This is a genomic window from Puerhibacterium puerhi (assembly GCF_009846865.1).
Classification (GTDB): Bacteria; Actinomycetota; Actinomycetes; order Actinomycetales; family Cellulomonadaceae; genus Puerhibacterium; species Puerhibacterium puerhi.
The window spans coordinates 46538-69621 of sequence record NZ_WUWN01000015.1; the positions used below are offsets into that span (position 1 = coordinate 46538).

The window sequence follows — 23084 nt, forward strand, 5'->3', positions numbered from 1 at the left end:
CGGGCCCGTCAGCGGTCGAGCGTCAGCACGACGTCCGGGCGCACCGGCCGTGGCCGCCAGCCCGCTGCGCGCAGCTCCCGCGCGACCTGCGGCCCGACGACGCCGCGCCACGCGTCGGCCCCGGAGAACCGCCGCAGGATCGTGCGCCGGCTGTCGATGAGGTTCTGCCGGCGACGGTCGTCGACCACGGCGCCCGGCGTGGAGTGGATCTCCGCGCCGTCGATCTCCACGAGCAGCGCGCCGCCGTCCGGGAGCAGCCACGCGAGGTCGACACGGGCGGTGACCCGGCCGGCGAGCACCACCGGGAGCTGCAGCACGTCCGGCGGCACCCCGAGGTCGTGGCAGGACAGCCGCACCCACGACTCGGCGGGCGACTCCGACCGGCCGTCGGCGAGCGCCCACAGCGGGTGCGTCCGTGCGACGCCACGGTGCCCGCGCGCGGCGTCGTGCGCCGCGGCCAGGGCGGCCGGGGTGACCAGGCCCTGGTGCAGCGCCGAGTCCATGACCGCCAGCGCGTGCCGGCGGTCCAGGCGCGGCACGGCCTGTCGCAGGGCGTCGACGGTGGTCGCGCAGGCGAAGCCGTCGACGAGGTCCCAGCGTCCCAGCGGGAGCCGGCGGACCACGACCGGACCCCGGGACTCCCGCGAGGAGCCGTCGGGGAGGGTCACCTCCGGGCGGATCTCCGGCGGCGTGCCCGCGACGCCCCGCAGGTACAGCGCGCACGGACCCGTGGCGACCGCCGCGGGGTACACGAGCAGGCCGAGGACGGCGGCACGCCGGCGGCGGTGGTCGTACGGGTCGCCGCCCGGGTTCGTCACGCCGGTGTCGTAGACGCCGCGGGCGGCCGGTGCCCAGTCCTTGCGACGGACCCGTGCCGCCACCTGCTGGCGCGTCACCCCGTGCCGGCCGCACTGCCGCACGGAGAGCAGCCCTCCCTGTCGCGCGGCGAGAGCCGTCAGGGCGTCGGGGACCGGGGGCAGGAGGCGGGGCACCCGTCCAGCGAACCACCGCACGGGCGCTCCCGGCTGTGGTCATCCACAGGTGCGGGTCGCTCGCCGGTGCGGCGCCGCGCGAGCGCCCCGTGCACGAGCGTCCCTGAGCGAGCGTCCCGCTGCGTCGTCGTCCCGGGCGCGGACCGCGACGTTCCGGGACGCTCGGCCGGTGTCCGGTGGATGGGCGTCCCGCTGCGTCGTCATCCCCGGCCCGGATCGCGACGCGGAAGGACGCTCGGCGCCGGAGGGCCGGGAGTCAGCCGCGGAAGGCCTCGAGCTCCTCGCGCGGCACCACCCGCCGGGAGCGGACGAGCGCCTCGGCGTCGGGCATCCGGTCCCACGTGTTGAGCGCCATCGCCATCTGCACAGCGCCGCCGCGCCGCCAGAACGCCACCGCCTCGCGGTCGTCGAGCGACCCGCTGACCACGACGTCGTCGTAGCCCCCGGGCCCCTCGACCCAGCCGACGGCCTCCATCCCCAGGTCGTACTGGTCGGTGAAGAAGTACGGCAGGACGTCGTACGGGTCGCCCGCGCCGAGCATGGCGCGCGCCGCGTGGGTGCCGGTCGTGTCAGCGCCCGCCCAGTGCTCGTGCCGCAGCGGTCGGCCGAACTGCGGCGACGGCACGGACGCGATGTCGCCGGCGGCGAAGACGTCCGGGTGCGACGTGCGGAGCGTCCCGTCGACGGCGACGCCCCCGCCCTGCGCGGCCGGCCGCAGCTCCAGCCCGGCGGCCGCGGCGAGGCCGATTGCGGGCACGGCGCCGATGCCGACCACCACCACGGCGGCCTCGACGTGCGTGCCGTCGGCGGTGACGACGCCGGTCACCTGTCCCTCGGAGTGCGTGAACGCCGTCACCGGTGCCCGCCGGTGCACGCGCACGCCGCGCTGCTCGTGCAGCCGGGCGAAGACCTCGCCCAGCTCCGGTCCGACGACGTTGCCGAGGGGGTGCGAGCCGCGCCCGAGCAGCGTGACGTCGAGCCCCAGCTCCCGCGCCGAGGCAGCGACCTCGAGCCCGATCCAGCCGTCGCCCACCACGGCGACCGGGTCGCCGCCCTCGAGCGCGGCGGGCAGCAGCATGCCGGCGAGGTGGTCGGCGTCGTCGATGGTGCGCAGGTAGTGCAGGCCCCGCAGATCACCGCCCGGGACGGACAGGTGGCGCGGCGTGGATCCCGTGGCGAGCAGGAGCTGGGAGTACCGCAGGGTGCTCCCGTCGGAGAGGGTCACGGTGTGGTCGCCGGGGTGCAGGCCCAGCGCGGCCGTGCCGGGCCGCAGGTCGACGCCGTGGCGGCCGTACCACTCCTCCGGCAGCGGGTACAGGGCGGACCGGGCGGCCTCGCCCCGCAGGTAGTCCTTCGACAGCGGCGGACGCTCGTAGGGGCAGTGGCGCTCGGAGGTGAGGACGACGACGTCCCCGTCGTGGCCCTCGTCCTGGAGCGTGGCGACGGCGCGCGCGGCGGCCAGGCCTCCGCCGACGACGACGATCGGTGCGGGCACGGTGCCTCCTCGGCGTGGTCCGGGCTCGGTGTCCCGGTGCGTACCTCACCCTCTCACCCGCAGCGGACCGCCGCGGGGCCCGGGCCGGTCCGGGAACGACGAAGGCCCGGGATCCGTGCGGATCCCGGGCCTCGCGTGGTCGGGGTGACAGGATTTGAACCTGCGACCTCTTCGTCCCGAAGCCGCTCGGACGCGCTGCTGGCCGTTCTCTTCGTCGTGGTTCTGCGGGCTGTCGTTCGCTGGCGTCCGCACGCCGCCGTCGACTACGTGAAGCAGTTGATGAAGCAGCACGCACTGGATCGGGCAGTCGGGACATTCGGAGGCGCTGCGGCGACAGTGGAGCACAAGAGGCTGACGGAGGCCCGGGTCAAGGGTGGCCGTAGGCCATCGCGCAGCGACGCCGCAGGCGCCCTTGACACGGGGTTGAGTCGGCCGGATGCTCGGCTGTCGGTGCAGGGGCCGGGAGCGAGGTGGTCCACGAGCTCGCCCCGGATGACGGCGTGCAGGTCGACGTCGACGACGAGGTCGGCGAGCAGGTGGGGCGGTTCCGAGATGCCTCGGGACCGCCTTCGTCGTGCGGGGTGGGCGGTCGGACGGGTGGGGTGCGCGGAGCGAGCTCCAGCGAGCGGAGCGCGGGGCCCCGCCCGGGAGGCCGCCGCGCGCGGCGAAGCCGCGCGCTTGAGCCAGTGAGGAAACTACTCACCGGCAGCCCGTACGAGTGACCCAGCGGCCAACCCTTACAGCTCGCCATGCGTCCGTGGCGACGTCAGGCGGCTACTCGTCTTCGGCGTCGACCGCAACGTCGAGTCCGTCGCTCGTGACGACGATGTTTTCCTGAGCGAGATGGCGCACTTCGTCGAAGAGGTCGTCGGGGGCATCGAACGTCTGCTCCCCGATGGCAACGGCGAGCAGCGGGCACCCCCGCGCGTCGCCTCGCTCCAGTCTCTCGACGAGCTTCTCAAAGTTGGACGTCGTGCTCGTCCCGAGTGGGTCAGCGGGTGTCTTCTTCATCCGCTTCGTCCACGCCTCGGTTGCGTCGGGCACCTCGATGGCACGCACCTGGGCAACAAGATCACGCACGAAGTAGCGGAAGTCGCCACCGCGGCGCGTCACGATGACGCCGACATCGATCACACCGCCCTCGTGCAGTGAGACGTAGTTGGCGAAGTCCCGGTCGAGGTTTCCGTCTTTGGGGTTCCACTCGACGTCGACGACGGCGCGGTCCTTCACGTTGTCGACCTTGTGCCCGCCGTAGGAGTTCGAAGTCTCGCGAATCTCGGCGGGCTCCGTGCCCCACGCCGAGATGACGAGTCGAGTTGTCACGTCCTGCTCGAAGCGAGCCTCACGGTAACCGCGCTGGCGGAATGCACAGTCGAGCTCGGCAGCGATTTTGCTCTTGTTGCCACCGGGTCGCACGAGGAGGTCCACCGAGAGGCTGAACGCCTGGAGCACGTTCACCAGGTCGGCGAACGCACCGGGGTTCAGGGTCTTGAGGATGGCGGCGGCGTTGCGGGTCTCAGCGAAGTCGTACCGCGCTTGAATCTCGATGGGGAAGGCGTCGCGCCAGGACTCGGTCAGGAGCATGGCGTAAGGAGACCAGAAGGTGCCCACCGGGCGCCAGGCGACACGCGTTCTGGCGCTCGGTGGGTGAGTCGTTGGCTACGTGGAAGCTGTTGACGGGGTGCGGCCCCTGCCGCGAAGCTCGGTGTTTGCCGTTGCAAGCAGCGCGCGAACTCTCGCGATCGAGTAATCGGTCTCACTCGCGAGCTGGCGAATCGATGCCCCAGCTTCATAGCGCTCGCGGAGGACCATTCCGATCCGCTTCGCGGTGTCCGTCGTGAGGCGCTCGTGGGGCTCGAGGATCGGGACGCGCTCGACCTCGCCGCCTTCGTAGCCCCGGTGCGAGCGCCCGCGAGGTACGACTTCTGCCCCTGCCTCGTCACCCCAGGCGGACCAGCCCTCCTGCGGGTATCGGGCGAACATCTCAAGGAATGGCCCGGGCGAGCAGCGTTCGATCAGGTCGTACTGCTCGTCTGGCTTGCGGGAGTGCTCGCGCTTTCGGGTCTCGATCATGTTGACCTGCGACCGGGCAGGGGGGAGCGTCCGCATCGAGCCGCGGACGCCGAAGAGCATGATCTCTGTGACGTTGCGGAAGTAGAAGCCGACACCCCGGCCGTCGGGGCCGCCGTCCTTGCGCCGCTTGGCCCAAACCACGTTTGACACGTAGCGGAAGCCCCACGCATCGAGGACGCGGAGGCCATCGGGGAGCAGCGCGTTCGGCACCCAGAGGTAGAGGTGCGCGTTCTTGGCGACTACGTCGCGAACGGGCAGGTCGCAGATTGTCTCGAGATCCATCGTCGAGTAGCGATCGAGACGACGATGCTCGGGCGCAACCTTGCCCGTTCGGTTCGCGAACCGCCACGGCGGGTCAGCGAGTACCGTCTTGAACCCGCCGTCGACGGACGGAAGCGGCGGGGGAGACTGGACGAGCCGGAGCGGCGCGACCCGGTCGCGTGCATCAGGACGGGCTGTGTCGAGGACGGCTTCGGCGGACATGTAGAGCACTCTAGACGATAGATCTATTTGTGCGAAGTAGATCTATCGCGGGTCGCTTGAGCTGGGCGCTTCTCGCCCTGGAGCGAGAGCGCCGATCAGGCGCTCGTGAACCATCGGCGCTCCAACCACAAGGCTCGACCCGCTGAGTCCATACGGCTGCGCGTCGACTTGGGTGACAGTCGCCGACACGGCGTAGGCCAGAGCAACACCGGCCGCCACGTCCCAAGGCCGATTGGCGTCGATGACTACGGCGTCAAGGCGGCCTGCTGCGAGCCAGGCGAGGTCCGTTGCTGCTGAGCCGAGCATTCGGATGCGGCCGACCGAGTCGGCCAGCCTGGCCATCATGCCGAGGCGTCGCCGGTTCTTCTCGGCGCTGCCCTCTCCCGTCGCGAAGTCGCCCATCGAGACGACCGCGTCGCGGAGCTCGGTCGTCGTCGAGACGGTGATGCGCTCTTCGTTGAGATAGGCGCCGCCGTTGCGCGTGATGTACCGCTCGCGGTGCATCGGGAGGGCGATGGTCCCGAACGTCGGTTGGTCGCCCTCGATCAGCGCGAGCGAGACGCCGAAGTTGGGTATGCCGCGCGAGAAGTTGGTGGTGCCGTCGATGGGGTCGAGGCACCAGTACCGCTCGGTGCTCCCCTCGGCCCCGCGTTCCTCGCCGAGGAACCCGATCTCGGGCGTCTCGCGCGCGAGGAAGGACCGCACAGCGTCCTCGATGGCGTAATCGGTGGCGGTGGCGAAGTCGCGGTCGGTCTTGTAGGTCCGGCCGCCTGTGGTCCCGTCGCGCAGGATCGAGAGGGCGAGGTCGACGGCCGCGGTCGCGACACTCTCAATGCTCGACGTCACGGCCGCGCTCCCAGGTCTCGGTGAAGACACGCTCGAACACGGGGTAGAGGCCGTGAGGTTCGTCGTCGTCGGCGTCGATGAGGAACGTGGGGGCGTCCAGCCCGCGCACGTTCGGGAGGTACGGCTGAACGAGCGAACGCACGCCGTCGATGTTGGTGATGTTGAAGCGCACCGTCTCGTCGTAGGTGCGGACCTGGACGCGCTCGCCGGCCTCAGGGGAGAGGCGATCGCGCAGACGCTGAATCACGAGGAGGTTCGCCCGGGTCAGCTTGGTCAGGTGTCCGGCGGGGTGGCCTTCCTCGGCCTCACGGGCCTTCGTCGCCTTGCCGTTGGGGTCGAGGAACAGGCAGCGGAGCGTGAGGCCATTCTCGACGAGTTCCGCGAGCGTGACGTCGGAGACGGTCTGGCACAGGGCGTTGAGGCTGAGCCCCATCGCGTCGACGTGCTCGGCCGCCGCGAGGGTGCGGAGCACGGGCACGGCGGCCTGGGCCTCGGAGCGCGTGGCGAAGACACCGCGGACGTCGCGCGTCGACCACGGCGAGTCGTCGGCCCGGGGTGCGAGCCGCTCGTGGACCAGTGTTTCGAGCCGGTGGACCGCGCCACGCAGCTCGTCGATGCCCTCGGGGTCTGACGTGGTGCCCGGGGTCTCCACGCCGAGGCGCGAGTCGAGCGACAGGCCGTAGAGCGACGCCGCCGCGAGCACGACGTCGGCGGGCGGGCGAGCGCGGCCCTTGATCCAGTTCGATACGGCCGACTCGGAGTAGGTGCCCGACTCGGGGCCGACGTTCGCGGAGCGCAACGCGAGGGCAAGCGGCGCACCGCCTCCGGCTGCGCGTCTGGCCTGGTCAAGCACGTCCCGAACGACGGCGTCCCATGTTTGGCTCACGTCCTCAGTGTGTCACGGATCGCGTGTCGCGCGAATGTGGTCACTCAGATCGCTTGACAGACGATTCGCGCGGGTGTGTAGGCGTTCGCAGGAGTAGCGAGAGACGCGCTCCACAAGCGAACGGAGAGTCAAGTGGCCATCGCCAAGCGTTTCCCCATCGCCCACGGCCTGGCGTTCCCGAACGGTGCCTTCCTCCGTGGCGAGGTCGAGCCCGTCGTGGACTTCCAGGCGCCGAAGCGCGAGGACGGCTCGCGCCCGCAGCAGCGGGACAAGGAGACCGGCCTGCTCGTCTGGCAGGCGACCGTGATCGACGCCGACGACGACGCGAACCGCAAGGACATCGGCGTCTCGGTGAAGTTCGTGGCCGCGGTCCAGCCCGTCCCGCCCAAGAACACCTCGCCGCTGCCCTGGACTCCGGTGGAGTTCGTCGGCCTGACGGCCCTGCCGTGGATCGACGACAGCGGCAGCCGCCCGCGCCTGTCGTGGTCCTTCCGGGCCGACGCCATGGTCGCTCCGGGGCAGGGCCGCACCGAGGCGAAGCCTCCCGAGCAGAAGGCGGCGGCCTGATGTCCGCCGCATTGACGGGCGAGATCGTCGAGCGGTCGGACGCCTCGATGGCCGAGCTGCTGACCATCGCATCCGACCTGGTCGAGTGGGTCGGTGGTCGGGCCACCTACGTCGCCATCGGATCCAACTCGGTCGGCGTACACGTCCGCACGCAGGCCGACGCCGAGCTCCTGGCCCGCCTGCTCTCGCTCGGCAGTGTCACCGACTATCCGCCTGACGCCGGTTCTCACGGGTTCACCGTATGGGCCTCGGAGTGGGGGCCTGGCCTTCGAATCTCGGTCTACTGCGCTGCCGACCTGGTGCGCCCCGTGCGGGCATTCCCGCCCGCAGAGCCGTGGTTCGACCTCGACGACGACGGAGCGGAGGCGGCGTGATGAAGGCGCTCAGTGCGGCGTGGGCCATCGTCGGCACGATCGGCCTTGCCCTGTGGCACCTGGTCGTCTGGACGGTCCGACCCTGGCGCACCCTGCTGGCCTGCGTCGTGCTGGGCAACCTCCTTCTCCTCGCTGGGCACTCCGTGGCCGGGTACGCGGTGGTCTGGTGCATCCCCGCGTTCAGCCTCGTCCGAGTGATCTGGTCCACGGCCCACCCGCTGACCTACGAAGCCGTCGTCGGTGGGCCGCTCCGTCGTCGCGGCTGGAAGCGGCGGGTGCGACGCAGTTGGAAGGTCATCGCGGACCGCTGCGGGCTCGCAACCTCATCCCGTGACGACGGCCGGGTCGTGATCCCGCGCATGCGGCACGTCCAGGCGTCCGGCAACACGCTCACGTTCCACGTCCGGGCCCGCGTCGGACAGACCGCTGACGACGTCGTGTCTGCCGCCGAGGCCATCGCCACCTCGCTCGGCGCGCAGGCCGTGGACACGCACCGCCTCGGCGCGGGATGGGTCGAGCTCGCGTTGACGATGCGCGAGCTGCTCGACGTCGCCACCTTGCCCACGATCCCGTCTCGGATCGAGTTCCAGGGCGTGACCCTGGGGCGGTGTTCGGACGGCACCCCGTGGCGGCTCGACCTTGCCGGACGGCACACCCTCGTCGTCGGGCGGTCCGGGTCCGGGAAGGGCTCGATCTTCTGGGGCGTCGCCGGGAACCTCGCCCCGGCGGCGCACGCGGGGATGGTCCGGCTGTGGGGCGTCGACCTGAAGGGCGGCGTCGAGGTCTCGGTCGGCACCCCAATGTTCTCGTACGTCGCCATGAACGAGGCCGACGCCGTGAGGCTCCTGCGCGGCCTGCACCGCGTCATCGTCGAGCGCCAGGCCGCCATGCGCGGACTGTCGCGCATGTTCCACCCGACGCCGGGCGACCCCGCCCACGTCCTGATGATCGACGAGCTCGCCGTGCTCACCGCGTATGCGTCCAAGGAGGTCGTGGGCGAGGCCGCCAAGCTGTTGAAGCTGATCCTCACGCAGGGGCGCGCCTTCGGCGTCATGGTCGTCGCGTTCGTCCAGGACCCACGCAAGGAGACCGTGGGCATGCGCGACCTGTTCACGCAGACCGTCGCCCTGCGCCTCGCCTCCGGCACCGAGACGCGCATGGTTCTCGGGGACGGCATGGCCGCCCTCGCCCCGGCCCACCACGTCTCGCAGACCATGCCGGGTACGGGATACGCCGTCACCGACGACGGCACGGTCTCCCGCGTGCGCGCCGACTACTGGGCCGACGACTTCATCCGCATGGTCGCCGCCACCTACCCCGCGCCGCCTGCCCCGGCGCTGCTCGACGAGGTCGCCGTGACGCACGCCGCGTCCGACACCGCCACGGCCGCGGGCGCCCCGGTCGGGGTAACCCTGGGCGACCCTGCGCCGCGTCCGCGCACGCCGCGCAAGCCCCGCGCTCCGCGCGCCTCGACCCGTCAGCCCGCCCATGAGGGCGACCCCGAGGCCGCGTGATGGCCGTCGCCGAGACCGTGAGCGCGGGCTTCGGGGGCCACTCCCCGGACGAGCCCCTTGACCTCGGCGCGCTCACACCGGCCGCCGCCGCGTCCATCGTCGGCCGCCTGACGGACAAGACCATGCCCGCCCTCGCGGACACCCTCGCCCGCGTCGGCAACTGCTCCCACCCGGTGCGGCTCGTGGGCCGCTCCGACACCGTCGACACTCGCACCGGCGAGGTCGTCGAGACGTTCGCCTCGGCCGACCAGCCTCTCGGCATGCTCTACAAGCCGTGCGGCAACCGGCGCGAGGACGTCTGCCCCGCGTGCTCGCGCATCTACGCCCGCGACACCTTCGAGCTCATCTCCACCGGGCTGCACGGCGGCAAGGGTGTCTCGGAGGACGTGCGCGCGAACCCGCTGCTCTTCGTCACGCTCACGGCGCCCTCGTTCGGCGCCGTCCACGGCGTCCGCGACGGCAACCGGCCCTGCCACCCGCGGACCGGCGCCACGCTCTGCGAACACGGCCGTCCGCGCGCCTGCTGGAAGCGGCACGACGACGGCGACGTCCAGGTCGGAGCCCCGCTGTGCTTCGACTGCTACGACGTCAACTCGGCGGCCGTGTGGCAGTGGTGCGCGCCGGAGCTCTGGCGCCGGTTCACGATCACGCTCCGGCGTCACCTGGCGGCGGCTCTCGACGTCCGACCGTCCGCGCTGACGAAGCACCTACGGCTCGAGTACGCCAAGGTGGCCGAGTTCCAGTCCCGCGGCCTGGTCCACTTCCACGCGCTCGTGCGGATCGACGGCCCGGACGGCCCTGGTTCGCCCGCACCGATCCCCGCCGCCGCGCTGGCAGACGTCGTGCGGGAGGCTGCCGCCGCGGTCCGCTACTCGCCCGCCCCGGTCGACGCCGACGACGTCGTGCGCGTCCTGCGCTTCGGTCTCCAGACGGACGTGCGCATCGTCCGTGCGGGGTCCGTCACGGCCGGCGACATCACCGCTGACCAGGTCGCCGCGTACCTCGCCAAGTACGCGACGAAGTCGACCAGTGCCGACCCAACGAAGCCGCAACCGCACCTCGTCGCGCTTGCCGAGGCGTGCCGGACCCTCGCCGCGCGGGCCATGGCCGGCTGCCCCTTCGGCTGCGGCGAGCGGGCAGGAGACCGGCACCCGCGCCTCTGCGGCGACTGCGTCGAGAACCCCTACGCGCTGCTGGGCCATTGGTCCACGATGCTCGGCTTCCGGGGGCACTTCTCCACCAAGTCGCGCCGCTACTCCGTCACGCTCGGCGCGCTGCGTCGTGCCCGACGCCGGTTCCAGCACCTCACCGCCGACGCCCGGCGCCACGGCGTCGCCCTCGACACCCGCGACCTCGAAGCACGCCTCATGGCCGAGGACGCCGAGGAGACCACCCTCGTCGTCGGCTCCTGGCGCTACGAGGGCACCGGCTGGCCGCGCACCGGGGACAAGGCTCTCGCCGACGCCGCCGCCTCCCGCGCACGCGAGTACGCCCGGTGGCGAGCAGGGAAGACCGCGAGCACGACCACGGGGACGACCACCAACCGCACGACCCGAACGGGGGAGAGATGACCAAGCGTGAACCGCTCACCGTGAGCGAGATTGCCCCGGTGCTCTACCGGGTGGAGGAAGCGGCCGAGGCGCTGCGACTCGGCCGGACCATCGTGTACGAGCTGATCCGCTGCGGGCGGCTCCGCACGGTCAAGGTCGGCACGCGTCGCCTGGTCCCGGTCGCAGCCGTGCGGGAGTACGCCGCGACGCTGGAGGACGGTGCGGCATGACCGAGCAGGCCGCCCCGAAGCCGCGCCGGACCCGGGGCGAGGGCGGCGTCTCCTGGAACGCGAGCCGCCAGCGGTTCATCGCGACCCGCGTCGTCGGGTACACCGACCGTGGGAAGGAGATCCGCAAGACCGCCTCGGGCAAGTCCCGCACCGCCGCGCTGGAAGGCGTGCGCCGCCTCGTCCGGGAGTACGAGCGCGGTCTCGCGGCGGGCTCCGACAAGATGACCGTGAGCGACGCGGTCAAGGACTGGCTGCTCTACGGACAGGGCCAGGTCGACGACGAGACCGTCAAGCAGCGCGAGTTCATGTGCGCGCACATCGACGCAGGGATCGGTGACGTGCTGCTCCGCAGACTGACGGCCAAGCACGTCGAGAAGCTGCTGCGCTCAATGGTTGCCACGCACTCGACGCGGACCATCCGGGACGTGCGCGGCTGCCTGAACGCCGTGGTGAAGCGGGCCATGGCTCGCGACCTCGTCGACCGCAACGTCGTCGAGGTCGTAACCACGCCTCGGGGCAAGGCGGGCCGGAAGTCGAAGTCCCTCTCGGAGCGACAGGCGCTCGACGTGCTCACGCTGACCAAGGGTCACTGGATGTACGCCTACATCGTCGTCTCGATGCTCGTCGGCGTCCGCACCGAAGAGATGCGGGCGCTCACCTGGGATGCCGTCGACCTCGAGTCGGATCCCGCCACCATTGCGGTGTGGCGCTCGGTGCGGAAGTCGGGCGACACCAAGACCCGCCTCTCGCGCCGCACGCTCGCCATCCCTGACCTCGCCATCGACGCGCTGCACCGCCGTCGTCGGGAGCAGATCGCGGACCGCGTGAAGGCAGGGGAAGCGTGGACGGAGACGGGTCTGGTGTTCACCACTAAGGTCGGGACGGCGCTCGACGCCGCGAACGTGCGCCGCGGCTTCCGGTCAGCGCTCGGAGCCGTGCCCAGCGTCGTCCCGGCCGAGTGGACCCCGCGCGAGCTGCGGCACTCGTTCGTATCGCTCATGTCGGCGGGCGGCGCGGCCGTGGAAGAGATCGCCCGCGTCGTCGGCCACTCCGACACGACGACGACGGAACGCGTCTACCGGCATGAGCTCCGCCCGGTGATCCAGACAGGCGCCCGGTACATGAACGACTTCGTCGCGGTCGCGGACGTCGGCCCGGGCTGGCACATGGAACCGCTGTTCAGGCTGCCGGGCGAGACCCGCCGTGTCGAGGCGTAGTGAAGCAGTTAGTGAAGCACCTGGGCTTCTGTGGGCCTCGGGGCAAAGCGAAAGGCCCTCCGACGTCAGCGTTTCCGCTGGTCAGAGGGCCTTTCGGCTGGTCGGGGTGACAGGATTTGAACCTGCGACCTCTTCGTCCCGAACGAAGCGCGCTACCAAGCTGCGCCACACCCCGAGTGGTGCGCCCCCATCGCTCACGGACGCCGTTCGGCGGCCGACCTCGTGGGGAAGCCTGCCCAGCATAGCCGACCGGGGGCCTCGGAGAAAAACCGGACGGGCGCCGGGCCTGGAGCACCTCCGGGCGTACGCCCCGGTCGCGGGCTCAGCGGGCGGTGAACGTGAGCAACGTCGCCTCCGGCCGGCACGCGAACCGGACCGGCGCGTACGGCGAGGTGCCGGCGCCGGCAGACACGTGCAGCCACGTCGAGCCGGCCCCGCCCGGGGCGTCCGGGCGGGGGCCCGGCCAGCCGTGCAGGCCGCTGACCCGGCCGCGGTCGAGGTCGCAGTTGGTCACGAGCGCGCCGTAGAACGGCACGCGCAGCTGCCCGCCGTGCGTGTGCCCGGCCAGGACCGCGTCGACGCCGTCGGCGTGCATCGCGTCGAGCACCCGCACGTAGGGAGCGTGCGCGACGCCGAGCCGCAGGTCGGCCGACGCCCCGTCCGGCGACGCCGGCGCGAGCGGGAGCTCGTCCTTGTCCAGGTGGGGGTCGTCGACGCCGACGCAGGCGACGGTGCGCCCGGCGGCCCGGACGACGTCCCGGCGGTTCGTGAGGTCTTTCCACCCGGCGGCGGTGAACGCGTCGACCATGTCCTGCCACGGCAGGTCGATCGGCTCGGCGTGGAACACGCGCGGGTCGCGCCGGAGGTAGCGCGCGGGGTTCTTGGGTCGCGGGCCGAAGTAGTCGTTCGAGCCCATGACGAACACACCCGGCGTGCTGGCCAGGAGCGGCTCCAGCGCGTCGAGGAGCGGGCCGACGGCGTCGCGGTGGGCGAGGTTGTCCCCGGTGTCCACCACCAGGTCCGGCTGCAGCTCGGCCAGCGACCGGATCCACGCCAGCTTGGTGCGCTGCGAGGGCACCACGTGCAGGTCGCTGACGTGCAGCACGCGCAGGTCGTCCTGACCGGGGGGCAGCACCGGCACGGTCACGTGCCGCACCGTGAAGAGCTTGGTCTCGACGTGCGCGTAGGCCACGCCCGCCGCCCCGACGGCGGCGAGCCCACCGAGCAGGCGCGCGGCCCGGGCCACGCCGGGGGCGCTCAGCCCTGGCCCCCGGCGTCGCCCTGGCCGGCGCCCGCGTCGCCGACGTTGCCGTTGCCCCGGCCGGCGCCCGCGTCGCCCTGCCCGTTGCCCTGCCCGTTGCCCTGCGCGCCGCCGGCGTTGCCCTGGCCGGCGCCCGCATCGCCCTGGCCGCCGCCGTTGCCCGCGGCGGCCTGGCCGCCCTCCGGGTCGCTCGCCGGCGTGGTGCTGCTCGCGGGCTCGGCCGTGCCGGTCGAGGCCTGCGTGCGGGGCGCGCTGCCGATGAGCGCGGGGTCCGGGGCGGGGAAGTCGACGACCGGCATGTCCTTGGTCGCCTCGTTCATGTAGTCCCGCCACAGGGGCGCGGCGATCGTGCTGCCGTAGAGCGTCCGGATGTACCGACCCTGGAAGTTGATGTCGAAGTGCTTGGTCTCGCCCGAGGCCTCACCCACCCAGACGGTGGTGGAGATCTGCGGGGTGAAGCCGGTGAACCAGGTCTGGGCCGAGAACTGGTTGGTGCCGGTCTTGCCGGCCGCGGGCCGGCCGCCAGCCAGCCCGTCACCGCGCGCGGTGCCGATCGTCAGCACGTTCTTCATGGCGTAGACCATGGTGGCCGCGACGTTGCCGGGCAGCGCGTCAGGGTTGCAGTTGGCCGAGGGTGCCTGGATCTCCGAGCCGTCGGGCTTGGTGACCTTGGTGATGGCGATCGGCTCGCAGTAGGTGCCGTTGCTGGCGATCGTCGCGTACGCGGCGGCGAGCTGCAGCGGCGAGGTGTTCTGCGTGCCGACCACCATCGCCGGCGTGATGAGGATGTCGTCCACCGTGGGGTTGGTCAGCGCCTCGCGCGTCTGGTTGTTGACGGTGGGGCGGAAGCCCATGTCCCAGGCGGTGTTCCGGACGCCGCACAGGTCGAGCTGGGTCGACATCGAGGCGTAGGCGGTGTTCACCGACAGGTAGGTGGCCTTGAGCACGCTCATCTGCCCGCCGAGGTTGGTCTCGGTGTTGGCGGGACCCCAGTCCTCGCCGCCGAACCGGTTGCCGCAGGTGGCGTGCCAGGCGGACTGGGGCCGCTGGACGTGGTTGGCGTTGACCGTCTGGTTGAGCGTGTGACCGGTCTTGAGCCACTCCGCCAGCACGAACGGCTTGAAGTTGGAGCCGGGTTGGAAGCCGCGCGAGCCGCCGTGGGCGTAGTCGGCCGCGTAGCTGACCGACGTCGTGCCCGGCTTGGGGTCGCTGCTCGGGTCGAACGGCACGTTCTGCGCCATCGCGAGGATCTTGCCCGTGCCGGGCTCGACCGAGACGACGGCGGACTCCAGGCCCGCGGTGTTGTCCGCCGGCACCTGCGTGGTGACCTGCCGCTCGGCCGCGCTCTGCTTCGCCGGGTCGAGCGTCGTGGTGATCTCCAGGCCGCCGCGGTACAGCAGCCCCTGGCGGTCCTTGGCGGTCTCCCCGAACTCGGGGCTGGCCATGATCTCCTTGATCACGTACTCGCAGAAGAACGCGGCGCCGCCGGCAGCCTGGCAGCCGACCTTGACGGGCGTGACGTGCAGCGTGTCGGCGATCGGCGTCGCGAGCGCCTCGTTGTACTCCTCGGTGCTGATGTAGCCCAGCGACCACATCTTGTTCAGCACGATGTCGCGGCGCTTCTGCGACTCCTCCGGGTGCACCGTGGGGTCGAACTGGCTGGGGGCCTTGGTGACGCCGGCGATCGTGGCGGCCTCGACCGGCGTGAGGTCCTTGGCGGACTTGTTGAAGTAGTACCGCGAGGCGGTCTCGACGCCGTAGACGCTCGTGCCGAACTGGGCCACGTTGAGGTAGCCCTGCAGGATCTCGTCCTTGCTCATCGTCTTCTCGAGCGCGATGGAGAGCTTGGCCTCCCGCAGCTTGCGCTCGATCGAGTCCTCGCGCGCCTCCAGGACGCCGAACGGGTCGCCCGACTGCTCCGCCTGGTCGATCAGCACGTTCTTGACGTACTGCTGGGTCAGCGTCGAGGCGCCCTGCGTGGACTTGCCGGCGAGGTTGTTGGCGAACGCGCGCGTGATGCCCCGAGGGTCGATGCCGCCGTGCTCGTAGAAGCGCTCGTCCTCGATGGCGATCACGGCGTGCTTCATCGCGTCGGAGACCTCGTCGAGCGGGACGACGATGCGGTTCTGGGCGTAGAACGTGGCCAGCAGCGAGCCGTCGGCGGCGTAGACGAACGAGGCCTGCGACAGCGGTCCCGGCGTGAGCTCGTCGGGGACCTCCTCGAACAGCTCGACGGTGCTGTTCGTGGCGGTGCTCGCGCCCGCGGCCAGCGGGATCGCGAGGCCGGCCGCGAGCACGCCGCCCGCGCCCGCCGTCAGCAGGAAGGCGAGCAGCAGCGCGACGAGCTGGGTCGCCGGCATCGTGCGCGTGATGCGGCGGGGGTCCGAGGGGTTCGCGTCACGTCTCGCCATGGCGACCAGGGTAAGGGGTGGGCCATGGGACCGGGCAGGCACGGACGGGGGACCGATGTGCAGGTCCTGTGGACGCACGGGGCCGCCGGACGTCGCGGGCCGCGGGGCCGCGGCTAGCCTGGGCGCATGGCAACGACGTGGGAGTACGCGACGATCCCCCTCCTCATCCACAACACCAAGGCGATCCTCGACCAGTGGGGCGCCGACGGCTGGGAGCTCGTGCAGGTGGTGCCGGGTCCGGACGGCACGGGGCTCGTGGCGTACCTCAAGCGCCCGACCGGGAGCCAGTGATGACGGCCGCCGCCACCGCCGAGGCGCGCCTCGCCGAGCTCGGCATCGAGCTGCCCGACGTCGTCCCGCCCGTCGCGTCGTACGTCCCGGCGGTGCGCTCCGGCCGCTACGTGCACACCTCGGGCCAGCTGCCCATGGTCGACGGAGCCCTGCCGGCCACGGGGAAGGTCGGGGTCGGCGAGGGCCTGGTCCCTCCGGAGGACGCCGCCCGCCTCGCCCGGCAGTGCGCGCTCAACGCCCTGGCCGCCGTCCGCTCCCTCACCGGCACCCTCGACAGCGTCGCCCGCGTGGTCAAGGTGGTCGGCTTCGTCGCCTCCCACCCGTCGTTCACGGGCCAGCCCGCGGTCATCAACGGCGCCTCGAACATCCTGGGCGAGATCTTCGGCGACGCCGGCGTGCACGCCCGCTCGGCCGTGGGCGTGGCGGTCCTCCCGCTCGACTCCCCGGTCGAGGTGGAGCTCCTGGTCGAGCTCGCCGAGTAGGACGGCCAGGCCCGCCAACCCCTCAGCACTCCCACGGGCCGCGCCGTCGTCCCCAGGCCGAAGGCGCGGCCCGCCTGCAGCCAGGCCGGCCACGCGGAGCGGCGGTCACCGGCCCACCGACGGAGCGGGCAGACGAAGGCCCGTCCGCGCAGCCGTATCCGTCCCGAAGTGGAGCGCCCCCTGGGGCGCGCGAACGCGGCTGCGCGGACGGGCCTTCGTCTGCCCGCGGCCCTCCGCGACGGGCGCGGAGGCAAGGCGAAGATCAGCGCGCCCGGCGCTCCAGGCGGTCCATGTCGAGCAGGACGACGGCGCGGCCCTCACGACGGACCCAGCCCCGCGACGCGAAGTCGGCCAGCGCCTTGTTCACGGTCTCGCGCGAGGCGCCGACGAGCTGCGCCAGCTCCTCCTGCGTGAGGTCGTGGGCCACGCGCACGCCGTCGTCGGACGGCTCGCCGAAGCGGGTCGACAGGTCGAGCAGCGCCTTGGCGACGCGCCCGGGGACGTCGGAGAAGACCAGGTCGGCGAGCGTCTCGTTGGTGCGGCGCAGGCGGCGGGCCAGCGCGCCGAGCAGGTGGGTGGCGACCTTCGGGTGCGCGTTGACCCACGCGACGAGGGCCTGGTGGCGCAGCTCGTACACGACCGAGTCGGACACCGAGGAGGCCGTCGCGGTGCGGGGGCCCGGGTCGAAGAGGGACAGCTCGCCGAACATCTCGCCGGGGCCGAGGATCGACAGCAGGTTCTCGCGGCCGTCCGACGAGCGGCGGCCGAGCTTGATCTTGCCCTGCGCGATCACGTAGAGGCGGTCGCCGGGCTCGCCCTCGCGGAAGAGCACGTCGCCGCGGGACAGCTCCACGGGGACCATGGAGTCGAGAAGGGCACGCGTCTCCTCGTCCTCCATGTCGGCGAAGAGGGGGGCGGAGAGCACGACGGTGGTGTCGTCCACGGGGCTTCCTCACGTTCTCGGGACCGTCGCGCGGTGCGCCACCGCGGTGCGGTCCAGGTGTCGATGGCTTGTGTTCCAGTTCTCAAGTCTGCCTCACATCCCCCGGGACGCAGGTCACACCGGCCCGCGACGCGCCTGAGCGGCCGCGCGGCGTCCCGGGGCGCCGGTGTCCGGGGCGCTCGCTACGCTGCCGGTGTGCCGCCGTCGAAGCCGTCGAAGCCGCGCCCGTCCACCGCCGCGTCGGCGCCCCCGGCCGCGCAGGCCGAGGTCGCCGCGCCCACGCCGACGGGCGAGTCCCGCCTGGCGCTGGTGCGGCGCGCGCGGCGCATCGACCGGGAGCTCGCGGCGGCGTACCCGGACGCCCGCGCCGAGCTCGACTTCACGACGCCGCTGGAGCTGCTCGTGGCCACGGTGCTGTCCGCCCAGACGACCGACGTCCGGGTCAACGCGACGACGCCCGAGCTGTTCGCGCGCTACCCCGACGCCGCGGCGTACGCGGCCGCCGACCCGGAGGAGCTCGAGCAGATCCTCAAGCCGCTGGGCTTCTACCGCGCCAAGACGCGCTCGCTCATCGGGCTGGGCCAGGCGTTGGTGGAGCGGTTCGGCGGCGAGGTGCCCGGCCGCCTGGAGGACCTCGTGACGCTGCCGGGCGTGGGCCGCAAGACGGCGAACGTGGTGCTGGGCAACGCGTTCGGCGTCCCGGGGATCACCGTGGACACGCACTTCGGCCGCCTGGCGCGCCGCTTCGGCTGGACCGAGTCCGAGGACGCGGTCAAGGTCGAGCACGAGGTGGGGGAGCTGGTGCCGAGGAAGGACTGGACGATGCTCAGCCACCACCTCGTGTGGCACGGGCGGCGGGTGTGCCACGCGCGCCGGCCGGCGTGCGGCGCGTGCGTGGTCGCGCGCTGGTGCCCGTCGTTCGGCGTCGGCGAGACGGACCCCGAGGTGGCGCGCACGCTGGTCAAGCCCGGCCCGACGCCGTCCCCGACGACGCCGCAGCCGCCGCACGCCTGACGGACCGGCGCCCGAGAGGGACCGGCGCCCGGGGATCAGCGCGGCGCTACCCGCTCCAGCCAGCCGGTCAGCAGCGCGTTGACGCGGTCGGGGGCCTCCTCGGGCAGGAAGTGCCCGGCGCCGTCGACCACCTCGAACCGGAAGTCGTGGGCGAGCGCCGCGCCGTCGGCGTCGGCGAGCCGGCGCCGCAGCAGCCCGTCGTGCGCGCCGTGCACCTGCAGCGCGGGCACGGGCACGCCGCGGCGCACCGCGGACAGGAAGCGGCGCCCGTCGGGCCGCGGCGTCGAGCGCACCAGCCAGCGCACCTGCTCCAGCGCCGCGTGCGCCGCGAACGGGATCCGCAGCGCCGTGCGGTAGAGCCGGACCTCCTCGGCGGGGCGCGCCGCGGCAGCCCCGGCGGTCAGGAGGTGCTCGACGAGGTCGGCCTCCCGCAGCGCTCGCTCCGGCAGCGTCGGGACCTGCGCGAACGCCACCAGGCGCAGCGCGGCCGGGGTCAGCAGCTGGCGCATCGAGGCGTGCAGCCGCGCCGGGTGGGGGGCCGACAGCGCCGCGACGGCGGCGGTGACGGCCGGCTGGAGCGTGGCCATCGCCCAGGCGACGGCGCCGCCGGTGCCGTGCCCGACCACCACCGCGCGGTCGTGGCCCAGCGAGCGCACGAGGCCGGCGACGTCGCGGGTGCGGGTGGGCACGTCGTAGCCCGACGGCGGCTTGTCGGAGGCGCCGGTGCCGCGCAGGTCCATCGCGGCGACGCGGTAGCCGGCGTCGGCCAGCGCGACCACCTGGTGGCGCCACGCCCACCAGAACTGCGCCGCCCCGTGCAGCAGCACCACGAGCGGCGAGCCGGGGCCGTTGCGGTCGTGCCTCGGCTCGGGTCCCGCCAGCGCCACGTGGAACCGGGAGCCGTTGGCGGCGACGAACTCGTGCCGCCACGGGCCGTCGACGAGCGCGGCGGAGTAGTCGGCGACCGCCAGCGCGTCGCTCATCGGCCCGCCCCCACGGCGCGCGGGCGGGACGGGGCGGGGACGAGCGGAGCGATCACGCCAGGCAACCTACCCGGCGGTCCACGTCAGCGGCGGGACGCCGCCGTCCGCGGGCCGGTCGTCCCGGCGGGCGTCGTCGCGCCCGGGCGCCGCGCCGGCCCGCCGTCCCCGTCGCTCGCGCCGGCGGCGCCGTCGGCCGCGCCCGCGGCCTCGGCGTCGACCGGGGCGCGGTCCTTCGGCGGGTCGAACCGGTAGCCGACGTTGCGGACCGTGCCGATGAGCTGCTCGTGCTCCGGGCCCAGCTTGGCGCGCAGCCGCCGGACGTGGACGTCCACGGTGCGCGTGCCGCCGTAGTAGTCGTAGCCCCAGACCTCCTGCAGCAGCTGGGCGCGGGTGAACACGCGGCCCGGGTGCTGCACCAGGTACTTGAGGAGCTCGAACTCCTTGTAGGTCAGGTCGATGGGGCGCCCGCGCAGGCGGGCGGTGTAGCCGCCGGCGTCGATGGCGAGGTCGCCGGCCGAGATCTCCTGCGGCGACTCCTCCGCCGGCCCGCGCGCGGACCGCTCCACGACCAGGCGCAGCCGCGCCTCCACCTCGGCGGGGGAGGCGGTCTCGAGCAGCAGGTCGTCGGCGCCCCACTCGTGCGTGACCACGGTGAGGCCGCCCTCGGTGAGGATCAGCACGAGCGGCACGGTCAGGCCCGTGGCGTGCAGCAGGCGGCACGTGGTCCGCGCGGCGACGAGGTCCCGGCGCGCGTCCAGCAGCACGACGTCCGAGTCCGGCGCGTCGACCAGGGCCGACGGCTCCATGGGCAGCACGCGGACGCGGTGGGACAGCAGCCCCAGGGCGGGCAGGACCTCGACCGACCCGCCCGTCGCGGGGGTGAGGATCAACAGATCTGCCAACGCGCACCTCCTCCCGGCGTCGTCGGACCGGGTGCCACCGGTGGTGGCCGCAGGGCGGACGAGCCGCCCGGCTGGTCGCCAAGGTACCGCCCGGTGGCGGCGCCCTGCACTCCGTTCCGACACACCTGTGTGATCCCGGGCAGTGTGCCCCGGACCACGTTACGGGCACATTACGCGTCGTTTTCCTGGACGTGCGCGGCGGCGCGTGCGCGGGGGCGCGTGCCGCGGGGCGTCACACGGCCGATGCCTGCGCGACGCACGACGGGCGGGACCGGCCGCGCGGTCCGGGATACTCGTCCCCGTGACCGTGACCTCCCGCGCCGTGACGACCGCCGTCCTCGCCGCCGCCGTGGCCGCCGCGGCGTACGCCGGGACGCTCGCGCTCGTGGGGGTGGCCGTCGTGCTGGTGGCCGGGGTCGCCGCGGGCGGCCCGCGCCTGGTGCGCTCGCCGGCGCCGGGCGGCGCCACCGTCGTCGTGGCCCTCGCGGGGCTCGGGGCCGTGGGCGTGGCGTGGCGCACCCAGGGCGAACCGGTGCTGCGGCACCTGCCCCTGGTGGTGGCGATGGCGCTGATGCTCGCGTTCCTCGCCGAGATGCTGCGCCGCGACGGGCGCCCGCGGCTCGTGGAGTCCGTCAGCGGCACCGTGACCGGCACCGTCGTGGCCGTGGCGGCCGCCGGGTGGGTCGCCGTCGGGCGCAGCGAGCCGGGGACGGCGCTCGTCGTCGCCGCCGCGGCGGCGCTCGCCCTCGCGGCGGCGGTCTCGGCGATCCCGGCGGGCCGGGTCGCGGCGCTCGCCGCCGTCGTCGCGGCGGGCGGGGCCGGCGCCGCCGCGGGGTCCGTGCTGCCGGCGCTCGACGTCGTCGTCGGCCTCGTGGCCGGTGTGGTCGCCGGGGCCGTCGTGGCCGCGGTGCGGCTGCTGCTGGTCCGGCTGCCGGAGCTGTCCGAGCGGCGGGCGGGGCTGGCCGCGGCGGTGGTGCCGGTGGCGGTGGCCGGCGTCCTGGTGTTCGCGGTGGGGCGCGCGCTCGCCTGAGCCGGGGCTCAGCCCGGGTCCCTGACCGCCTCGCCGGCCAGCTCGATGCGCACGGTGCGGGCCACGAGCACGCCGCCGGCCTCGAGGGCCACGTTCCAGCGCAGGCCGAACTCCTCGCGGTCGAGCTCCCCGGTGGCGCTGAACCCGAACACGTCCTCGCCCGTGGGGGCGCGGCGCGCGCCGCCGTACTCGGCGTCGAGGGTGATCGGCCGGGTCACCCCGCGGATCGTCAGGTCGCCGTGCACCACGAACGCCGTGGACTGCGCCGGCTCGGGCGTCGCCACCCGGCCGGGGGTGCGGCCCTTGAGGCGGGCCCAGGCGAAGATCGGGTCCGCCTCCGGCGCCTTCCAGTCCAGGCGCGTGCTGACGAACTCGATCGTGGGGTGGTGCGCGACGTCGAGGAAGTCGGCGCTGCGCAGGTGCGCGTCGCGGTCGGGGTTGTGGGTGGTGATCGAGTCGGCCCGGATCCGGGCCACCACCTGCGACTGCATCGGGTCCTCCGCGACCCGGACCGCGGCCGTGCCCTCGGCGAACTCGCCGCGCACCGCGGAGACCATCATGTGCGTCACCTGGAACCCCAGGCGCCGGTGCGCAGGGTCGAGCGTGAACGTGCCGGGCATCGGGATGACGAGGCCGTTCCACGTCCGCAGGGGCAGGTCGGTCATCAGGCGTCCCCTCGGCTCACGGGTCCCTGGCCAGTACACCACCGCGGGCCCCGGACCACCAGGGATCGTGCGGATTTCAACCACTGTGGCCGGGCCGCGGGGCTCCGGCCCGGCCACCAGGCCCCCACCGGCGGCCGGACGCTACGATCGGAGCCATGTACTCCGGTCTCGAGGCGTTCTTCATCGGCCTGCTCTGCGTCACCTCGGTGGCGATCGTGTGGTTCGCCGGCTACGTCGTCTACAAGCTCTTCCAGGGTCAGCGCTGATGCCCTTCGCCTTCCCCGAGGGGCTCGCCCCGGAGGTGTACCCGCTCGCGTGGCTCGTGGGCCGGTGGCGGGGCGAGGGCGTCATCGAGTACCCCGGCATCGAGACGACGGCGTTCGTCAACGACGTCGTCTTCGACCACGACGGCGGGCCGTACCTGCGGTACGAGTCGACGATCCGGGTCATCGAGGCGCAGGTGCCCGAGACCGTCCCCGACGAGGGCGAGTGGCCCGCGCCGGTGACCGACGGCCCGCAGGGCGACGTGGCCGCCAAGGCCGACGCCGGCACCGTGTGGTCCACCGAGACCGGCTACTGGCGCGTCTCCAGCGACCGCCCCGAGGGCATGGACGCGGAGCGGCACGCCCTCGAGGTGCTGGTGGCCGACGCCTCGGGCCGCATGAGCCTGTTCCTCGGCATGGTGGGCAACGGCCGCATCGACCTCGCCACCGACTTCGTGGCCCGCACGTCGACGGCCGCCGAGGTCAGCGCCGCCAAGCGGCTGTACGGGCTGGTCGAGGGCCAGCTCATGTGGGTGGAGGAGCTCGCCGCGTTCGGCCACCCGCTCGGCTCGTACGCGTCCGCCCGGCTCGACCGGGCCTGAGACGCCGGAG

At 73.2% G+C, this 23084-nt stretch carries 23 protein-coding genes and 1 tRNA gene; 11 read left to right on the forward strand and 13 right to left on the reverse strand.

The annotated features are described in order from the left end of the window. Positions 1-8: 8 nt before the first annotated feature. From GSF02_RS09975 to GSF02_RS10000, 6 genes are all read right to left on the reverse strand, one after another. Positions 9-992, reverse strand: coding sequence for a type IV toxin-antitoxin system AbiEi family antitoxin domain-containing protein (locus GSF02_RS09975; RefSeq protein ID WP_159795406.1), 984 nt, complete (start codon positions 990-992; stop codon positions 9-11). 256 nt (positions 993-1248) lie between these two features. Beyond that, positions 1249-2487, reverse strand: a complete 1239-nt coding sequence (locus GSF02_RS09980) for an NAD(P)/FAD-dependent oxidoreductase (protein WP_159795409.1) — start codon at positions 2485-2487, stop codon at positions 1249-1251. 774 nt (positions 2488-3261) lie between these two features. Beyond that, positions 3262-4071, reverse strand: a complete 810-nt coding sequence (locus GSF02_RS09985) for a BglII/BstYI family type II restriction endonuclease (protein WP_159795411.1) — start codon at positions 4069-4071, stop codon at positions 3262-3264. Positions 4072-4146: 75 nt separating this feature from the next. Next, positions 4147-5043, reverse strand: coding sequence for an MT-A70 family methyltransferase (locus GSF02_RS09990; RefSeq protein ID WP_159795414.1), 897 nt, complete (start codon positions 5041-5043; stop codon positions 4147-4149). A 42-nt stretch (positions 5044-5085) separates the two neighbouring features. Beyond that, entirely contained in the window at positions 5086-5889 is an 804-nt protein-coding gene (locus tag GSF02_RS09995) for an inositol monophosphatase family protein (RefSeq protein WP_159795417.1), read from the reverse strand. Further along, entirely contained in the window at positions 5873-6775 is a 903-nt protein-coding gene (locus tag GSF02_RS10000) for a DUF5919 domain-containing protein (RefSeq protein ID WP_159795419.1), read from the reverse strand. The genes GSF02_RS09995 and GSF02_RS10000 overlap by 17 nt, the downstream gene beginning before the upstream one ends. A gap of 132 nt (positions 6776-6907) precedes the next feature. On the opposite strand from GSF02_RS10000, the gene GSF02_RS10005 reads away from it, so the two are divergent. Genes GSF02_RS10005 through GSF02_RS10030 form a run of 6 tightly spaced genes read left to right on the forward strand, consistent with a single transcriptional unit; the run spans position 6908 to position 12227 of the window. Then, positions 6908-7342: a plasmid replication, integration and excision activator gene (locus tag GSF02_RS10005; protein WP_159795422.1), complete on the forward strand. Its 435-nt coding sequence runs from the start codon at positions 6908-6910 to the stop codon at positions 7340-7342. Beyond that, on the forward strand, positions 7342-7716 hold the full coding sequence (locus tag GSF02_RS10010; RefSeq protein WP_159795425.1) for a hypothetical protein: 375 nt from the start codon (positions 7342-7344) through the stop codon (positions 7714-7716). The genes GSF02_RS10005 and GSF02_RS10010 overlap by 1 nt, the downstream gene beginning before the upstream one ends. Beyond that, complete coding sequence (locus GSF02_RS10015; RefSeq protein WP_159795428.1) at positions 7716-9230, forward strand: FtsK/SpoIIIE domain-containing protein; 1515 nt, start codon at positions 7716-7718, stop codon at positions 9228-9230. The genes GSF02_RS10010 and GSF02_RS10015 overlap by 1 nt, the downstream gene beginning before the upstream one ends. Next, entirely contained in the window at positions 9230-10801 is a 1572-nt protein-coding gene (locus GSF02_RS10020) for a replication initiator (protein ID WP_159795431.1), read from the forward strand. Before GSF02_RS10015 ends, GSF02_RS10020 begins: the two co-directional genes overlap by 1 nt. Next, entirely contained in the window at positions 10798-11010 is a 213-nt protein-coding gene (locus GSF02_RS10025) for a helix-turn-helix domain-containing protein (RefSeq protein WP_159795434.1), read from the forward strand. The genes GSF02_RS10020 and GSF02_RS10025 overlap by 4 nt, the downstream gene beginning before the upstream one ends. Further along, positions 11007-12227, forward strand: a complete 1221-nt coding sequence (locus tag GSF02_RS10030) for a site-specific integrase (protein ID WP_159795437.1) — start codon at positions 11007-11009, stop codon at positions 12225-12227. The genes GSF02_RS10025 and GSF02_RS10030 overlap by 4 nt, the downstream gene beginning before the upstream one ends. Before the next feature lie 98 nt (positions 12228-12325). On the opposite strand, the gene GSF02_RS10035 is transcribed toward GSF02_RS10030, so the two are convergent. From GSF02_RS10035 to GSF02_RS10045, 3 genes are all read right to left on the reverse strand, one after another. Next, positions 12326-12402 (reverse strand) — tRNA-Pro (locus GSF02_RS10035). A 147-nt stretch (positions 12403-12549) separates the two neighbouring features. Further along, complete coding sequence (locus tag GSF02_RS10040) at positions 12550-13473, reverse strand: metallophosphoesterase (protein WP_159795440.1); 924 nt, start codon at positions 13471-13473, stop codon at positions 12550-12552. A gap of 11 nt (positions 13474-13484) precedes the next feature. Continuing rightward, positions 13485-15899, reverse strand: coding sequence for a transglycosylase domain-containing protein (locus GSF02_RS10045; protein WP_159795443.1), 2415 nt, complete (start codon positions 15897-15899; stop codon positions 13485-13487). A 126-nt stretch (positions 15900-16025) separates the two neighbouring features. Here GSF02_RS10045 and GSF02_RS10050 point away from each other — a divergent pair, with 126 nt between their 5' ends. Together GSF02_RS10050 and GSF02_RS10055 are read left to right on the forward strand one after the other, a co-directional pair. Further along, the gene (locus tag GSF02_RS10050) at positions 16026-16190 is read left to right on the forward strand and encodes a DUF4177 domain-containing protein (protein WP_159795446.1); all 165 of its coding nucleotides are present in this window, start codon (positions 16026-16028) and stop codon (positions 16188-16190) included. Continuing rightward, positions 16190-16672 carry a RidA family protein gene (locus GSF02_RS10055; RefSeq protein WP_159795449.1) on the forward strand — a complete coding sequence of 161 codons (483 nt, stop codon included), beginning with the start codon at positions 16190-16192 and terminating at the stop codon, positions 16670-16672. Before GSF02_RS10050 ends, GSF02_RS10055 begins: the two co-directional genes overlap by 1 nt. A 262-nt stretch (positions 16673-16934) precedes the next feature. Here the strand turns inward: GSF02_RS10055 and GSF02_RS10060 are convergent, their stop codons facing one another. Further along, positions 16935-17570, reverse strand: a complete 636-nt coding sequence (locus GSF02_RS10060; protein ID WP_159795521.1) for a Crp/Fnr family transcriptional regulator — start codon at positions 17568-17570, stop codon at positions 16935-16937. A 345-nt stretch (positions 17571-17915) separates the two neighbouring features. Here GSF02_RS10060 and nth point away from each other — a divergent pair, with 345 nt between their 5' ends. After that, positions 17916-18629 carry an endonuclease III gene (gene nth / locus GSF02_RS10065; protein ID WP_235915493.1) on the forward strand — a complete coding sequence of 238 codons (714 nt, stop codon included), beginning with the start codon at positions 17916-17918 and terminating at the stop codon, positions 18627-18629. A gap of 35 nt (positions 18630-18664) precedes the next feature. Here nth and GSF02_RS10070 read toward each other — a convergent pair whose 3' ends face one another. Together GSF02_RS10070 and GSF02_RS10075 are read right to left on the reverse strand one after the other, a co-directional pair. Beyond that, positions 18665-19612: an alpha/beta fold hydrolase gene (locus GSF02_RS10070; protein WP_159795452.1), complete on the reverse strand. Its 948-nt coding sequence runs from the start codon at positions 19610-19612 to the stop codon at positions 18665-18667. A gap of 83 nt (positions 19613-19695) precedes the next feature. Then, a complete protein-coding gene (locus GSF02_RS10075) occupies positions 19696-20514 on the reverse strand; it encodes a winged helix-turn-helix transcriptional regulator (RefSeq protein ID WP_159795455.1) in 819 nt (272 codons plus the stop codon). A 301-nt stretch (positions 20515-20815) separates the two neighbouring features. Between GSF02_RS10075 and GSF02_RS10080 the strand changes: the two genes are divergently transcribed. Next, positions 20816-21544, forward strand: a complete 729-nt coding sequence (locus tag GSF02_RS10080; protein WP_159795458.1) for a hypothetical protein — start codon at positions 20816-20818, stop codon at positions 21542-21544. Between the two features lie 8 nt (positions 21545-21552). On the opposite strand, the gene GSF02_RS10085 is transcribed toward GSF02_RS10080, so the two are convergent. Beyond that, complete coding sequence (locus GSF02_RS10085; protein WP_159795461.1) at positions 21553-22209, reverse strand: YceI family protein; 657 nt, start codon at positions 22207-22209, stop codon at positions 21553-21555. Positions 22210-22474: 265 nt separating this feature from the next. On the opposite strand from GSF02_RS10085, the gene GSF02_RS10090 reads away from it, so the two are divergent. Continuing rightward, positions 22475-23074, forward strand: coding sequence for an FABP family protein (locus GSF02_RS10090; protein WP_159795464.1), 600 nt, complete (start codon positions 22475-22477; stop codon positions 23072-23074). The last annotated feature ends 10 nt before the right edge of the window (positions 23075-23084 follow it).